Raw genomic sequence first — 15500 nt, 5'->3', positions numbered from 1 at the left:
ACGCTCCTTAATGCATGTTGCGGTCCTACAACAAACGATTTGCCGTTCCGTGAACGCGCGCGTTCACGCTTGGCCGGCGGCGTATCGCCGCGCCGCGCCGTCACGTGTCGGCGGTCAGTTGCCGAAGATGTCGCGCAGGACGCGTCCGACGAAGTCTCCGACGGGGTCGTCCGATTGTTGTGGCCGCTGCTGGCGCTGAGGTTGCGGTTGCTGCTGGGGCTGCGGTTGCGGGGCCGCGACCTGTGCCGGCGGTTCGGGCGCGCTCATCGGCAGCGGTTTCGGCTCGACGCCTTCGTGGATGCGCACCATCGCCTCGTGCCAGATCTCGGCCGGAAGCCCGCCGCCAGTTACGCCGGTCAGCGGCGTGTTGTCGTCGTAGCCCATCCAGACGCCGGCAACGTAATCGGCGGTAAAGCCCACGAACCACGCATCGCGCTGCTCGTTCGAGGTGCCGGTCTTGCCCGCGGCCTGCCGATCGGGCAGGCGGGCGCGCGTTCCGGTGCCTTCGGACACGACCTTTTCGAGCATGAAGACGAGCTGCCGCGCGGCCTCTTCGCGGATGACCCGTTCGCCCATGCCGCCCCGGCGCCCGACGAGCGGTTCGTCATCACCTTTGATGGTCAGGGATTCGATCCCGTACGGCGTAACCGAGGAGCCGCCGTTCAGAATGCCGGCATAGGCGCCAGTCATCTCGAGCAGCGTCGCCTCGGACACGCCGAGCGCCACCGACGGCGTGTCGACCACGTCCGACTTGATGCCGAAATCCGTGGCCACGCGCGCCACGAGGTCGCGACCGGACGCTTCGGACACCTTGACCGCCGGAATGTTGAGGGAGCGCTTCAAAGCTTCTGTCAGCGTCACCGGCCCGGCGAAATTGCGGGTGTAGTTCTTGGGGCACCACTGGCCCGACCCCGGCACGTTCATGCAGAACGGTTCGTCCACGACGGTGTCGTAAGGCGACCGGCCGAGTTCCAGAGCGGTTGCGTAGACGAAAGGCTTGAACGCCGATCCGGTCTGCCGCACCGCCTGGCTCGCGCGGTTGAAGACGCCCGATACCCCGGTCTTGCGGCCGCCTACCATCGCGCGGACCGCACCGTCGGCGGACATCACGACGATCGCCGCCTGTGCCTCGGAGCCGTCGCGCACCTTCTCGTTGAAGATCGTGTCGATCGCGCCCTCCGCCGCATTCTGGATCCGCGGGTCGAGCGTCGTGCGAATGTCCACGTCCTGGCGCGACTCGACGTTCACGAAGGGCGGCAGCGTATCCATGATCCAGTCGGCGAAATAGCCGCCGCGGCGCTGCTCGGCCTCCTGCGACAGCGTCGCGGGATTCGCACGGGCGCGATCGGCCTCTGCAGAAGTCAGGTATCCCTGATCCTCCATCAGGTTCAGCACGAGCGCCGCGCGGTTTTGCGAGCGCTCGAGGTCGTTGGTCGGCGCCAGCGTCGTCGGCGCGGTCAGGAGCCCGGCAAGCATGGCGGCTTCCTGCGGCTCGAGCGCCGCGGCCGGCTTGGAGAAGTAGCGCTGCGAGGCGGCCTCGGCGCCGTATGCACCGCCGCCCATGTAGGCGCGGTTGAGGTAGATCGAGAGGATGTCGTCCTTGGAGTACTTCGCCTCCATCGCGAGCGCGTAGATCGCCTCGCGTGCCTTGCGCACCAGCGATGTCTCGCGGCAGTCGGCGATGTAGGCGGACTCGCTCTCCCACTCGTTGGGGTCGTAGCGGTTGCCAAGGCAGAGAAGCTTTGCCGTCTGCTGCGTGATCGTGGAGCCGCCGTGGCCCTGCAGCGGGCCGCGCCCCTCGCGCAGGTTGATGCGCACCGCGCTCGCGATGCCGCGCGGGCTGATCCCCGGATGCCAGTAGAAACGCCGATCCTCGGTGGCGATCACCGCATGCTTGAGGTGCCGGCTGACCTGGTCGGCGCGCACCGCCCCGCCGAATTGGTCGCCGCGCCAGGCAAAGACGCGATTCTCGCGGTCGAGCATCGTCACCGACCCCTGCGCCCGCCCGTCGAGCAGTTCGTCCAGCGGCGGCAACGTTGTGTAGGTGTAGCCGACCATCAGCCCGAGCACGAGCAGCACGACGATCGCGACCCGCGACGTCACGAGCCAGATCAGCCGGCCGAAAAAGCCGAGGATCCGCGACACGAGCCCGGACAGGCCACGGCGCGGGGGCCGCTTGCGGGCGGTGCGACGCGATCTTGTGGTCGAAGCCTTGCGTTTGCCGCCCGTCGGCGTTTTCGCCGCGGGTTTGCCGTATCGACGGTCTGCGACCAGCCGGTCGCGTCCGTTCTTTCTGGTGCTCATATTGTCCTGCCTGCCCGGCGCTCTCGTTGCCTGACGCCAAGATAGAGGCTCCGAGCCGGAATGTGGACCTCCGCATCCCTCAAAACCCCGTTTCAAGATTGCCTAAATCGTAGGCGAAATTGTCCACATGTGCAAAAATTGTGCATTCTGATGCCGTCAGGCGGCGCGGAAACAGGCGTCCGGGTTTCCCTCGCCCCCGTTCACCGCGCTTTCTGCAACGGCGAATTCGCAGGTCCGCCCTGCGGGACTTGACCAACCGAAAGGGACTTGGGGTGAAACTCATCATTGCGACGATCAAGCCGTTCAAGCTCGAGGAGGTCCGCGAAGCGCTGACCTCGATCGGCGTGCGCGGCATGATGGTGACCGAGATCAAGGGCTTCGGCTCGCAGTCCGGCCATACCGAGATCTACCGCGGCGCCGAATACGCGGTGAACTTCGTGCCGAAGATCAAGCTCGAGATCGTGGTGGCCGAAACCATGGCCGACCAGGTCGTCGAGACCATCACCAAGACCGCCCAGACCGGCAAGATCGGCGACGGCAAGATCTTCGTGCTCGACGTCGCGCAGGCGGTGCGGGTCCGGACCGGCGAAACCAACGCGGACGCGATCTGACCCGGACCGCGCGCGCGGAGGGGAACGACGGTCCGACAAGACGATCCAAGGGAAACGGAACACATGAAACTTCAGCATCTTCTGGCGCCGGCGGTGGCGCTGATCTTGCTTCCGGCGATGGGATTCGCACAGGAAGCCGCCGAGGGCGCGGAGGCCGCCGGGGAGGCGACCGAAGCCGCCGCGGCTGCGGGCTTTGACGAGATCGGCCCCTACATCATGACCACGCTGCTGTTCCTGATCGGCGGCTTCCTGGTGTTCTGGATGGCCGCCGGCTTCGCCATGCTCGAAGCCGGCCTCGTGCGTTCGAAGAACGTCACGATGCAGCTGACCAAGAACATCTCGCTCTTTTCCATTGCCGCGATCATGTACTGGCTCGTCGGCTTCAACCTGATGTATCCGGGTGAATGGCTGATGGAGGGGTATCTCGGGCCCTTCTTCTCGACCACTTCGCTGGAGCCGGTCGGGCTCGCGGCGGCGGATGCCTCGCTCGACTACGCATCGGTCGGCTCGGACTTCTTCTTCCAGCTGATGTTCTGCGCCACAACCGCGTCGATCGTTTCGGGCACGCTTGCCGAGCGCATCAAGCTGTGGCCGTTCCTGATCTTCGTGGTCGTCCTCACCGGCTTCATCTACCCGATCGAAGCGTCCTGGCAGTGGGGCGGCGGTTGGCTGGCCGAAATGGGCTTCTCCGACTTCGCTGGCTCGACCCTCGTGCACGCGGCAGGCGGCTTCGCGGCCCTCGCTGGCGCGATCATCCTCGGCCCGCGCATCGGCAAATTCGCCAAGGACGGCCGCGTCGTGCCGATCCCGGGCTCGAACCTCGCGCTCGCCACGCTCGGCACGTTCATCCTGTGGCTCGGCTGGTTCGGCTTCAACGGCGGTTCGCAGCTGGCGATGGGTACCGTCGGTGACGTGACCGACGTCAGCCGGATCTTCGCCAACACCAACATGGCCGCGGCAGCGGGTGCGGTGGCTGCGCTGATCCTGTCGCAGGTGATGTACAAGAAGCCGGACCTCACCATGACGCTGAACGGTGCTCTGGCCGGCCTCGTCTCGATCACCGCGGGTCCGCTCGACCCGACGCTCTTCGGGGCACTCTGGATCGGTGCGATCGGCGGCGTGATCGTGGTCTTCACGGTTCCGATGCTCGACAAGATGAAGATCGACGACGTCGTGGGCGCCATCCCGGTGCACCTGCTCGCCGGCTTCTGGGGCACGCTCGCGGTGCCGTTCTACACCTCGGGCACCTCGTTCGTGACGCAGATCATCGGCTTCGTTTCGATCGGCATCTTCGTCTTCGTGGTCTCGGCCGTGGTCTGGCTGATCCTCAAGGCGACGATGGGCATCCGTGTCTCCGAAGAGGACGAGATCAACGGTCTCGACATGTCGGAGCTGGGCATGGAGGCGTATCCGGAGTTTTCCAAGGGCTGACCTCCTCCTTCCAGTCGGCACTTGATCCTGCCCGGGCGGCATTGTCGCCCGGGCTTTTTCTTGTCCGCGCTCAACGCGAAGCCAACTGGCCCCGGGACCTCAGCCGTAGTTCAGGAGTGCAGTGGTATCGACGAGGTAGCGCTCCGACAGCGGCAGGCTCGCTGCGCCGAGCGTGCGGGCGTCCGCGCCGACCGTGCCCTCGACGATCGCCGGCGGGTTCAACCCTGCGAGATTGATCCGCGCCAGCGCCGCGCGCGTTTCCTCGACGAGCCGGGCACGCAGGGCGACCGGCATCCAGCCGTCGATCATCACGCTCGGAAAATCGATGATCGAGGACGCGGCCGCGATCGCATGGGCGATGCCCGCCGCGGCGCCGTCCACCCAGGCCGCGAGCAGAGGGTCGGCCACGGTCCAGTCGCGCCAGTCCTCCCACAGGTCGGACGCGTCGCCGCCGTCCTTCTCGATCAGCGTCTCGAGGCAGGAAAGCGACGCCACGTCGATAAGCTGGCGCCGTCCGTCCGCCGTCGGCACCGGCATCGACCCGAGCGCGCCGGCATTGCCGGTGACGCCGGAGAAGACGTTGCCGTTCAGCACGACGCCGCCGCCGATGAACGTGCCGACGTAGAAATACAGGAACTCACCGCCCGAGGGCGCCTGGCCGAACACGAGTTCCGCGCCGCAGGCCGAGGTCGCGTCGTTCTGCAGGAAAACGGGCAGACCCGTCCGCTCCGCGAGCTCGGACCGGATGTCGCGGTGGCGCCAGTCGTCGAGCGCGTCCGGCGCGGCGCCGATGCTGCGGGCCCAGTCCCAGATCCGGAATGGCATGGCGATGCCGAGGCCCGAGACACGGTCGGTCGCGTGCGGCGGCAGCAACCCGGTCAGGGCCGTGACGCCCTCCTCGACAAAGGTGATGGTGGCGTCGGGCGTGGGATAGCGATGCGTGGCGCGCTGACGCCCGACGATTGTCCCGCGGAAGTCGAGCAGCATGAGCTCGAGGCTGCGGCGGCCGATCTTGAGCCCGAAGAAGTAGGCACCATCTGGCGCGAGCGACATCGGAACCGACGGCTGGCCGACCTTGCCACGCACGGGCGTGCCCTTGACCAGCAGTCCGTCCGCTTCGAGCCCGCGCATGATGACCGATACGGTCTGCGCCGAGAGACCCGTGGCGCGTGCGATATCGGCCTTGGGCAGGGCGCCGTGGCGGCGCACGAGGCTCAGCACGACGCGCTCGTTGTGCGCCCGCATGCCCGACTGGTTCGAGCCGCGCGCCGAGACCATCGGCATGTCATCGGCGGTGCTGTCGCGGTCCGCGGGCAAAGGCGTCTCCTGTGTTCGGCGTGTTGCGATAGAGTGTCGAAGTCTTGCGGAGCCAGGCGGTGGCGTCAATAATAAATAACAGTGATTTATTTATTGACAGGCCGCCCCGACTCGCGTTTTTGTTGATTTGCACGACGCGGCGGGCGCACCGTCGCTTCGGTCGTACCGGCAGCGCGGAGGGTGCTTTGCCGGGCGAACCACGTTCTGGGAGGAGACACGACATGACAATGACCCGCAAGGCCGGCCTTCTCGGCGCCGCCGCGCTCGCCTCGTTCTTTAGCGCGCAAGGCGCCGCCGCGCAGGACGGCGACATCTCGGCCTGTATCGTGACAAAGACCGACACCAACCCGTTCTTCGTCAAGATGCGCGAAGGCGCGGCCCAGGCGGCCGAGGAGCTTGGCGTCACGCTCAACTCGTATGCCGGCCAGGTCGACGGCGACCACGAAAGCCAGGTGCAGGCGATCGAAACCTGCATCGCCAACGGCGTCGACGGTATCCTGATCACCGCGTCCGACACGGCCGCGATCGTCGATCCGGTGCGCCAGGCCCGCGATGCCGGCATTCTGGTGATCGCGCTCGACACGCCGCTGAACCCGGTCGACGCCGCCGACGCGACCTTCGCCACCGACAACTTCCGCGCCGGCGAGCTGATCGGTCAGTGGGCGGCCGCCAAGATGGGCGACGAGGCCGAGAACGCAAAGATCGCCATGCTCGACCTCGCGATCAGCCAGCCCACCGTGGGCGTGCTGCGCGACCAGGGGTTCCTGACCGGCTTCGGCATCGATCCGATGGACGAGAGCCGCTGGGGCGACGAGGAAGACGAGCGAATCATCTGCAACGAGGTGACCGCCGGGAACGAGGAAGGCGGCCGGACCGCGATGGAGAACTGCCTCGCGCAGGATCCGGGAATCAACGTCGTCTACACGATCAACGAGCCCGCCGCCGCCGGCGCCTACGAGGCGCTGAGCGCGATGGGCAACCCGTCCGACGTGCTCATCGTGTCGGTCGACGGCGGCTGCCCCGGCGTCCAGAACGTGCAGGAAGGCATCATCGGCGCCACCTCGCAGCAATACCCGCTGCGCATGGCCTCGCTGGGAATCGAGGCTATTGCCGCCTACGCCGAGGACGGCACGCTGCCCGAGAACACCGAGGGCAAGGACTTCGTCGACACGGGCGTGGCGCTCGTGACCGACGACCCGGCCGAGGGCGTCGAGTCCATCTCCGTCGAGGAAGGCCTCGATCTCTGCTGGGGCTGACAGGCCCCGTTCGGCCGGGGCGACAGGCGCCCCGGCCACCGCACCCGCGATCCGGCCCGCAATCCGTGCTAGGCTGACCGAACAGGGCGCACCAACCGCCGACCATGTCTGACCGGGCCGGGCCCGGAGGGAGGAATCCATGTCAGAGACCGCCTCGAAGGGGCAGGACTACGAGTCCTCGTTGTCGGGCGCGAGCCAGGAAGTCGCCGCGTTCGAGGACAACCGCAAGGGCCTCATCCATCGTCTGCAGCACGCATTGCACGTCACGCCGGCGCTCGTGCCGCTGATCGTGCTGGTGGTGGCGCTGCTGATCTTCGGGCTGACGCTCGGGTCGCGGTTCTTCTCGCCCGGGACGCTGACGCTGATCCTCCAGCAGGTCCAGATCGTCGGTATCCTCGCGGCGGCGCAGACGCTCATCATCCTCACCGCCGGGATCGACCTGTCCGTCGGGGCGATCGCGGTCTTCTGTTCGGTTATCATGGGACAGTTCAGCTTTCGCTACGGCATCCCGCCGGCCATCGCGATTCCCTGCGGCCTCGCCGTCGGCACGGCGATCGGGGCGGCCTCCGGCTGGCTCGTCAGCCGGGTGAAACTGCCGCCATTCATCGTGACGCTCGGCATGTGGCAGATCGTGCTCGCGGCGAACTACCTCTATTCGCAGAACGAGACGATCCGCAGCCAGGACATCCGCGCCGAAGCGCCGCTTCTCGGCCTTATGGGCGTGCGCTTCGAGATGGGCGGCGCGATCGTGACGCTGGGCGTGGTGACGATGATCGTCCTCGTGATCGTGCTGGCCTATGCGCTGCGCTCCACCGCGTGGGGCCGGCACGTCTATGCGGTGGGCGACGACGCCGAGGCGGCCGAGCTTGCCGGCGTCGACCGCCACCGCACGATCATGTCGGTCTACATGCTCGCGGGGTTCATCTGCGCCATCGCCGGCTGGGTGATGATCGGCCGCTTCGGGTCGGTGTCGCCCTCCGCCTCGACCGGCGTGGTCGGAAACATCCAGTCGATCACCGCCGTCGTGATCGGGGGCATCTCGCTCTTCGGCGGCCGCGGGTCGATCTGGGGCGCGTTCTTCGGCGCGCTCATCGTGGGCACGTTCGAGCTTGGCCTGCGCATGGCCGGCGCGAATGCCCAATGGACCTACCTTCTCATCGGCGCGCTCATCATCGGCGCCGTCGCCGTCGACCAGTGGATCAGAAAGGTGACCGCATGACCGACCCCATCCTGACCGCCCGCGGCCTGACCAAGCGCTACGGCAAGGTGACCGCGCTGGACCGCTGCGACTTCGACCTCTACCCGGGCGAGATCCTCGCCGTGATCGGTGACAACGGCGCGGGCAAGTCGTCGCTCATCAAGGCGCTGTCGGGGGCGGTGATCCCCGATGATGGCGAGATCAAGCTCGACGGATCGAAGGTGAACTTCCACTCGCCGATCGACGCCCGCGCCCACGGAATCGAGACGGTGTACCAGACCCTCGCGATGTCGCCCGCGCTGTCGATCGTCGACAACATGTTCATGGGCCGGGAGATCCGCCAGCAGGGGCCGATGGGCCGCTTCCTGCGCCGCCTCGACAAGCCGGCGATGGAGAGGGTCGCCCGCGAGAAGCTGAATGACCTCGGCCTGATGACGATCCAGAACATCAACCAGCCGGTCGAAACCCTGTCGGGCGGGCAACGCCAGGGCGTGGCCGTTGCGCGGGCCGCCGCGTTCGGGTCGAAGGTCATCATCCTCGACGAGCCCACTGCCGCGCTCGGGGTGAAGGAGAGCCGCAAGGTGCTGGACCTCATCCAGGACGTAAAGGCGCGCGGCATGCCGATCGTCCTCATCAGCCACAACATGCCGCACGTCTTCGAGGTCGCGGACCGGATCCACGTCCATCGCCTCGGCAAGCGGCTCTGTGTCGTGAACCCGAAGGAGATCTCGATGAACGACGCCGTCGCCTACATGACCGGCGCCAAGGAAGCGCCCGGCGCCCGCGAAGCGGCCTGATCCCGAACCACGCGGGCCGCGCCACGCCGGTGGCGTGCCCGCATCCGGCAGCCGCCGGGGCGGAAGCATTGCGGAGTTGCGGTGGCGGGCGGTATAGGGCGGCCATGGCACGCTCCGAGAAAGCCCGGATCGAAGAAGATCTGAAGGCCCGCATCCTGACGGGAGATCTCCGACCCGGCACATCGCTCGAGGAGGCGCGTCTGTGTTCCGAATACGGGCTGTCGCGAACGCCGTTGCGCGAAATCTTCCAGCGCCTCGGTGGGGCGGGCTACGTCACACTCGGCGCCAACCGCGCCCCAACCATCGCCCAGCTCGATCTCGTCGGGTATCGCAGCCTCCTGCGGAGCGCGTCACTTCTCGTCGCGGCGCTGGCCCGGCAGGCCGCCGAAGAGCACCGCCGCGAGGATCTTCAGGCGCTACGCGAGGAGCAGGCGTCTTTCGAGGCCGCGCTCGCCGCCGAGGATCCGGCCGCGGCCGCGCTCGCCGATCACCGGTTCCACGAGGGCGTCTCGTCGCTGGCGGGCAATCCGTTCCTCGCTCCCGGGCACACCCGCCTGATGATCGAGATCACGCGGCTGACCGTCGGTTTCTACGCCCCCGCCGACAAGAAAGACCGCAAGCAGCTGAAGCGGGCCGGGTCGCAACACGGCGATCTCTTGGCCGCGATCGAGGCGCGCGACGGCGTGGCCGCCGCCGCGATCGCGCTTCAGCACTGGGATCTGACGCGCGAAGGGCTCGACCGCGCGATGCGGCCCGAGCCGCTGCCGGCGGACCTGTAGCCGGGCGCGGGCGCGTCTCATCATCATCGTCTTCGCGAACCGTGCTGTGCCGCGCGGCGGGTGTAAGCGATTTATGGCGCGTCGGACTTCGGCTTGCCACCGATGTCAGCCGCGCGGACGGCGCAGCGCCGAGCGCCACGACGCTTAGGATTGACTTTCCCGATATTTTTTATCAGGTATGACGCAGCCCCAGTGGGAACGCCCGACATGACCGACACCAGCCGTCCGTTCCGGACGCTCCACGATCTGACCGGACCGGAGGCCCGCACGCTCGACATGCTGCGGCTCTGGCCGCTGGGCCCCGAGGCACAGGCGCATGTCTGGGCCACGCTCGCGGCCGAGCTAGGCCCCGCGCGGGCCCGCGACTGCCTGTCGGCTTTCGAGGCGCTGTCGGCGCATCTTGCGCGGTCTGCGTGGACCGCGCCGCGCATCGCGCCGCCCGAGGCGGTAACACTGACTGCGGACGAGGACGCTCTGTGCCGCATCGTTGATTCCGCCGCGCGCGGCGGACGAGAGGAGGCGCTCGCGCATGCGTCCTTCGTGCTGCGGCCGGATGCGCTCCTTCCGTTCCTGCATGCCGCAGAGCGTACCGGGCTGCCACTTCTGTGCGCAGAGTGCCGGGCGCGACTGCTGATGTGCCACAGCCGCACGCACTGAGCCGGCCTGCGCCGACGATGTACGGCGTGGTGTCCACTTGACGCGTGCCACTGTGCGGCACCATCTGCCTTTTTGAAAGGAGGGTGCGTCTGTGACCCATCCCATGCTCCGTGTCGAAATCGACGGCATGACCTGCGCGGGCTGCGCCGGACGCGCGACCCGCGCGATCGAGTCCGCGCCCGGCGTGCAATCGGCGAGCGTCAACCTCGCCACGGCGACGGCGCAGGTCGCGGGCGGCGACGCCACGGCGATCGCGCAGAAGCTCGCGGAGGCCGGGTATCCTGCGCGGACGGAGACCCGGCGCCTGCGGCTGTCGGGGCTGCACTGCGCGTCCTGTGTCGCACGGGTCGAGGATGCACTGCGGGCGCTGCCCTTCGTGACCGACGCTTCGGTCAATCTCGCGGCCGAGACGGCATCGGTGACCGTGCTTCGCGGCGCCGAGGATGACGGCCGCCTCGTGGCCGCCGTCCGCTCGGCGGGCTACGAGGCCGCTCCCGCAGACAGCCAGCCGACGGAGGAGCGCCAGGACGAAGCGGCGTCGCTGCGCCGTGACCTGCTCATCGCGTGCGCGCTGACGCTGCCGGTCTTCGTGCTCGAGATGGGGGGCCATGTTATCCCCGCAGTGCACGAGTGGACGATGACGACGCTCGGTCCGGCATGGCGCTGGATCCAGTTCGTGCTGGCGACGCTCGTCCTTGCCGGGCCCGGGCGGCGGTTCTTCACGACAGGGCTGCCGCTCCTTTGGCGCCGTAGCCCGGACATGAACAGCCTCGTCGCGCTCGGTACCGGGGCGGCTTGGCTCTATTCCACCCTGGTCACCGTCGCGCCGGCCGTGCTGCCCGAGGCGGCCCGCGCGGTGTATTTCGAGGCGGCCGCCGTCATCGTGACGCTGATCCTTCTCGGCCGCTGGCTCGAGGCACGGGCCAAGGGCCGCGCCGGCGCCGCGATCCGCGCGCTCATGGCGCGTCGTCCCGCGGTCGCGCGCGTGCGCCGGCCCGGCGGGGTCGAAGAGGTGCCCGCCGACACCGTTGCGGTGGGCGACATCGTGGAGCTGCGCCCCGGCGAGACCGTGCCGGTCGACGGCGAGGTGATCGAAGGACGGTCGCGGATCGACGAAAGCATGCTGACGGGCGAACCCGCACCGGTCGCGCGCGGGGAGGGAGACCGCGTGACCGGCGGCACGATCAACGGGACCGGCGCCCTCGCGCTTCGGGCCACGGCCGTTGGCGCGGATACCGCGCTGGCCCGGATCGCCCGCATGGTCGAGGAGGCCCAGGCCGCGCGCCTGCCGGTCGAGGCGCTGACCGACCGCGTGGTGCGTGTCTTCGTGCCGGCGGTTCTGGTCATCGCGCTCGTGACCGTGGCGGTCTGGCTCGCGGTTGGGCCGGGGGTGACCCACGCGCTCGTCGCCGGAGTGTCGGTTCTCATCATCGCCTGCCCCTGCGCGATGGGTCTCGCCGTGCCGGTCTCGATCCTCGCGGGCACCGGCCGCGCGGCGGAACTGGGGGTGCTGTTTCGGCGCGGTGACGCGCTGCAACGGCTCGAGGGCGTTCGCACGATCGTCTTCGACAAGACCGGCACGCTGACCGAAGGCGCGCCGACTCTGGTATCGCGCCACGCGGTGTCGGGGGGCGATCCCGACGAGACACTGCGCGCCGTTGCGGCCGCCGAGGCCGGTTCCGAACACCCGATCGCGCGTGCGCTCGAGGCCGCATCCGACGGGCCGCGCCCTGCCGTTTCGGCAGTCGAGTCGGTGACCGGCCGCGGCCTGCGCGCCCGTGTCGGGGGCGATGAGCTGCTCGTCGGCTCGCCAAGGCTGATGGAAGAGAGCGGGATCGACCTCGCCCCGTTGGCGGATGCGCTGGAGGCCGTCGAGGCGCGCGCCGAAACCCCGGTTCTCGTGGCGCGTGGCGGGCGCCTCGCCGCGCTCTATGGCGTGGCCGACCCGGTGAAACCGTCAGCAAAAGAGGCGATCGATGCGCTCCACGGGGCTGGGCTCCGCGTCGCGCTCCTGAGCGGAGACCGTCCCCGCGTCGCCGAGGCCGTCGCACGTGCGCTCGGCGTCGACGAGGCGCGCGGCGGTCTTCTTCCGGCCGACAAGACTGAAGCCTTGGCCGACATCGCGCGAGAGCACGGGCCGGTGGCGTTCGTCGGGGACGGGATCAACGACGCACCCGCCCTCGCCGCGGCCGAGGTCGGGCTCGCCATCGGAACGGGCACCGACATCGCGATCGAGGCGGGCGACGTCGTCCTGGTGTCCGGCGACGTCACCGGCGTGGCGACAGCGCGGGAGGTGTCGCACCGGACCATGGCCAACATCCGGCAGAATCTGGTCTGGGCCTTCGGCTACAACGTGGTGCTGATCCCGGTCGCCGCGGGCGTGCTCTACCCGGCCTTCGGTCTGTTGCTGTCGCCGATGCTGGCGGCCGGGGCGATGGCGCTGTCATCTGTCTTCGTGGTGACCAACGCGCTGCGCCTGCGCGGTCTTTCGCGCGGATGACGCGCACTGCGGCGTGCCGCGCGGCCTGCATTTTTGCGCGGACCGCGCTAGACTAACTCACCGTCATGGATGTTGTTGTCGTCGTCGCCGTCATCGCGGCCCTGTTCGTGCTCATCGGGGTGGCCGAGCCGCTCGCCGGTCGGTTGCGGCTGCCTTACTCGGTGATCCTGGCGGGTCTCGGCATCGTCATCGGTGCCGCGGCGAGCTTCTTTCTGCGCACCGATCTGACCGACGCGCTCAATCCGGTGGCGGAGGCGATCCTCAACTTTCCCGTCCGGTCCAACGTCTTCCTCTACGTATTCCTGCCGACCCTGCTGTTTCAGGTGACCCTGGGCATGAACCTGCGGCGGATGCTGGACGACTGGGTCCCGATCGTGGTGCTCGCGGTCGTCGCGGTCGTATTCTCGACCGTGGTGGTCGGCTGGTCGCTGTCGACCGTGTCGGGCTTGAGCATCGTGACATGCCTTCTCGTCGGGGCCATCGTCTCGACGACGGACCCGTCCGCTGTCGTGTCGATCTTCCGCTCCATCGCGGCGCCGCGGCGGCTTGCCCGCATCGTCGAGGGCGAGAGCCTGATGAACGATGCCGCGGCCATCGCGATCTTCGGCCTGCTTATGGGCTTCGTGATGCAGGGCGTGCCGGATCCGGAACTGGGGCCGGCGCTGGCGCGGTTCCCGCTGATCCTGCTTGGCGGTGCGGGCGTCGGCGTCCTGTTCGGTCAGGCGGCGGTGATGGCCATGGCGGCCTTCGGGCGCTTCGAGCTGGCGCAGCTGTCGCTGTCGGTCGCTGTGCCCTACCTCGCCTACATCGCGGCCGAGCAGATCCTCGGCGCGTCCGGTGTCATCGCCGTGGTGGCCGCGGGACTGACCGTGAACGTAAGCGCGCCCGGCGCGCTGTCGCCGGGCACGTGGCAGAACATGCGCGAGATGTGGGACCTGCTGGCCCACTGGTCCGGCGCGCTGATCTTCGTTCTGGCTGCGCTGCTGATCCCGCGGCTGCTCGAAGGGCTCGACTGGACCGATGTCGGGCTGATCCTGGTCGTCACTGCGGCGGCGCTCCTCGCGCGCGCGCTGATCCTGTTCGGGCTGTTGCCGGCGCTCGCCCGGCTGCGCCTGTCGCCGTATGTCGAGCGGCCCTACCGTACGGCGATCCTGTGGGGTGGTCTGCGCGGAGCGGTGACGCTGGCGCTGGCGCTGGCCGTGACCGAAAGCGCGCGGGTGCCGGACGATATTCAGCGCATGGTCGGCGTGCTGGCGACGGGCTACACGCTCTTTACCCTCGTGATCCAGGGCTCGACGCTGCGGCTGGTGATCTCCCGGCTCCGTCTCGACGCGCTGTCGCCGCTCGATGCAGCCCTCGCCAAGCAGGTCGTCGCCGTAGCGCTGCAAAGCGTGCGCGAGGACGTCTCGAGCGCGACGGAAAACTACGGCCTGTCGCGCGATATCGTCCGGTCGGAGGCCAAGAGCTTCGGCGAACGGCTCGAAGGCGCGGTGAAGGCGGCCGAGAACTCGGCCGAGATCCTTGATCGCGACCGCGTGACGCTCGGGCTCATCGCGCTTGCGGGGGCGGAGCGCGACATGATCCTCGACCGGTTCCGCGAACGCGCCGTGTCGCCACGGCTGACCGAACGGATCCTGTCGGACGTCGACCGGCTGCTGGAGCAGGCGCGGCAATCGGGCCGGCTTGGGTATCGTCGTGCGGCGCGGCGCGCGGTCGGCATCGATCCGTCGTTCAAGCTCGCCGTGCGGATCTACAACCGGCTCGGCATCTCGTATCCACTGGCGCGGCTGACGGCCGACCGGTTCGAGATCCTCCTGCTTCAGGGTCTTGTGCTGCGCGACCTCGATACGTTCATCGACACGCGCATCCGCCGTATCCATGGCCGCCGTGTCGCCGAAATCCTGCACGATCTCCTCGAACAGCGGGGCGAGGCGGTGGAACAGGCACTCGATGGCCTGCGGCTGCAATACCCCGGCTACGCGGAGGAACTCGAGCGCCGCTTCATCCGGCGCACGGCGCTGCGACTGGAAAAGCGGGAATACGATCTGCTGTTCGAGGAGGGGCTGATCGGTGTCGAGCTTCACACCGACCTCTTGCACCGGCTCGATCGCCGGTTCTCGCGCGAGGACCGGCGCCCGGCGCTCGACATCGTGTTGCAGAAGGCCGAACTGGCCAAGCAGTTCCCGCTGTTTTCGGAACTGGACGAGCCGACGCTCAAGCGTCTGTCGCGCGCGCTGGTGACCCGCTACGTCGACGAGGGTGACGTGATCGTCACGCGCGGCTCCGTGCCCGATACCGTCTACTTCATCGCTTCGGGCGCGGTGGAGCTGCGCGCCTCCAACCAGAGCTGGCGTCTTGGGCGGGGCGAACTTTTCGGGCAGCTCGCGATGCTGACCAAGAGCGCGCGGCGCGCGGAGGTGCGCGCAATCGCGCCATCGACGCTTCTCGCGCTCGACGAGGAGCGTTTCCGCCGGCTGTTGCGGCGCTCTAAGGCGATCCAGACCGCCGTGCGCAAGAGCGCGGAAAAGCGCGGGATCGAGGTGCCTGAACTCGAGCGCATCGCGAAGCGCCGCCGCGCGGCAGAAAAGCGCGAACGGGAGGCCGCTGAGTCGCCAGACAAGGCATCGAAAGCGGCGGAGTAACGCGCCGG

General features: G+C 68.4%; 11 protein-coding genes. 9 read left to right on the top strand and 2 right to left on the bottom strand.

All coding sequences use genetic code 11. The features are described 5' to 3' along the window. Positions 1-114: 114 nt before the first annotated feature. Entirely contained in the window at positions 115-2304 is a 2190-nt protein-coding gene (locus tag ROJ8625_RS03165) for a transglycosylase domain-containing protein (protein WP_085790375.1), read from the bottom strand. Between the two features lie 272 nt (positions 2305-2576). Between ROJ8625_RS03165 and ROJ8625_RS03160 the strand changes: the two genes are divergently transcribed. Next, positions 2577-2915 (top strand): P-II family nitrogen regulator, encoded by a 339-nt coding sequence (locus ROJ8625_RS03160; RefSeq protein WP_085790374.1) that lies wholly within the window; start codon positions 2577-2579, stop codon positions 2913-2915. Between the two features lie 63 nt (positions 2916-2978). After that, positions 2979-4346, top strand: coding sequence for an ammonium transporter AmtB (locus ROJ8625_RS03155; RefSeq protein WP_143535024.1), 1368 nt, complete (start codon positions 2979-2981; stop codon positions 4344-4346). A gap of 99 nt (positions 4347-4445) precedes the next feature. On the opposite strand, the gene ROJ8625_RS03150 is transcribed toward ROJ8625_RS03155, so the two are convergent. Further along, positions 4446-5630 carry an ROK family transcriptional regulator gene (locus ROJ8625_RS03150; protein ID WP_085790776.1) on the bottom strand — a complete coding sequence of 395 codons (1185 nt, stop codon included), beginning with the start codon at positions 5628-5630 and terminating at the stop codon, positions 4446-4448. Between the two features lie 254 nt (positions 5631-5884). On the opposite strand from ROJ8625_RS03150, the gene ROJ8625_RS03145 reads away from it, so the two are divergent. The 7 genes from ROJ8625_RS03145 (at position 5885) to ROJ8625_RS03115 (ending at position 15492) form a co-directional block, all read left to right on the top strand. After that, a complete protein-coding gene (locus tag ROJ8625_RS03145; protein ID WP_085790373.1) occupies positions 5885-6919 on the top strand; it encodes a sugar ABC transporter substrate-binding protein in 1035 nt (344 codons plus the stop codon). A 139-nt stretch (positions 6920-7058) separates the two neighbouring features. Continuing rightward, positions 7059-8138 (top strand): ABC transporter permease, encoded by a 1080-nt coding sequence (locus ROJ8625_RS03140; protein WP_085790372.1) that lies wholly within the window; start codon positions 7059-7061, stop codon positions 8136-8138. Next, entirely contained in the window at positions 8135-8914 is a 780-nt protein-coding gene (locus tag ROJ8625_RS03135) for an ATP-binding cassette domain-containing protein (RefSeq protein WP_085790371.1), read from the top strand. Before ROJ8625_RS03140 ends, ROJ8625_RS03135 begins: the two co-directional genes overlap by 4 nt. 104 nt (positions 8915-9018) lie before the next feature. Beyond that, the gene (locus ROJ8625_RS03130) at positions 9019-9693 is read left to right on the top strand and encodes a GntR family transcriptional regulator (RefSeq protein ID WP_085790370.1); all 675 of its coding nucleotides are present in this window, start codon (positions 9019-9021) and stop codon (positions 9691-9693) included. A 207-nt stretch (positions 9694-9900) separates the two neighbouring features. Next, a complete protein-coding gene (locus tag ROJ8625_RS03125; protein ID WP_085790369.1) occupies positions 9901-10350 on the top strand; it encodes a hypothetical protein in 450 nt (149 codons plus the stop codon). A 91-nt stretch (positions 10351-10441) separates the two neighbouring features. After that, positions 10442-12850 (top strand): heavy metal translocating P-type ATPase, encoded by a 2409-nt coding sequence (locus tag ROJ8625_RS03120; protein WP_085790368.1) that lies wholly within the window; start codon positions 10442-10444, stop codon positions 12848-12850. Positions 12851-12915: 65 nt separating this feature from the next. Continuing rightward, entirely contained in the window at positions 12916-15492 is a 2577-nt protein-coding gene (locus ROJ8625_RS03115) for a cation:proton antiporter domain-containing protein (protein ID WP_085790367.1), read from the top strand. The last annotated feature ends 8 nt before the right edge of the window (positions 15493-15500 follow it).

Source organism: Roseivivax jejudonensis, assembly GCF_900172265.1.
In the GTDB taxonomy this organism is placed as follows: Bacteria; Pseudomonadota; Alphaproteobacteria; order Rhodobacterales; family Rhodobacteraceae; genus Roseivivax; species Roseivivax jejudonensis.
Note: the sequence above shows the minus strand (reverse complement) of the source record. Positions and strands in the feature narration are given on the sequence as shown.

Coding starts and splice junctions, on each gene's coding strand:
- ROJ8625_RS03165 (WP_085790375.1), bottom strand. CDS start 2,304: ATGAGCACCAGAAAGAACGGACGCGACCGGCTGGTCGCAGACCGTCGA.
- ROJ8625_RS03155 (WP_143535024.1), top strand. CDS start 2,979: ATGAAACTTCAGCATCTTCTGGCGCCGGCGGTGGCGCTGATCTTGCTT.
- ROJ8625_RS03150 (WP_085790776.1), bottom strand. CDS start 5,630: ATGCCGATGGTCTCGGCGCGCGGCTCGAACCAGTCGGGCATGCGGGCG.
- ROJ8625_RS03145 (WP_085790373.1), top strand. CDS start 5,885: ATGACAATGACCCGCAAGGCCGGCCTTCTCGGCGCCGCCGCGCTCGCC.
- ROJ8625_RS03140 (WP_085790372.1), top strand. CDS start 7,059: ATGTCAGAGACCGCCTCGAAGGGGCAGGACTACGAGTCCTCGTTGTCG.
- ROJ8625_RS03135 (WP_085790371.1), top strand. CDS start 8,135: ATGACCGACCCCATCCTGACCGCCCGCGGCCTGACCAAGCGCTACGGC.
- ROJ8625_RS03130 (WP_085790370.1), top strand. CDS start 9,019: ATGGCACGCTCCGAGAAAGCCCGGATCGAAGAAGATCTGAAGGCCCGC.
- ROJ8625_RS03125 (WP_085790369.1), top strand. CDS start 9,901: ATGACCGACACCAGCCGTCCGTTCCGGACGCTCCACGATCTGACCGGA.
- ROJ8625_RS03115 (WP_085790367.1), top strand. CDS start 12,916: ATGGATGTTGTTGTCGTCGTCGCCGTCATCGCGGCCCTGTTCGTGCTC.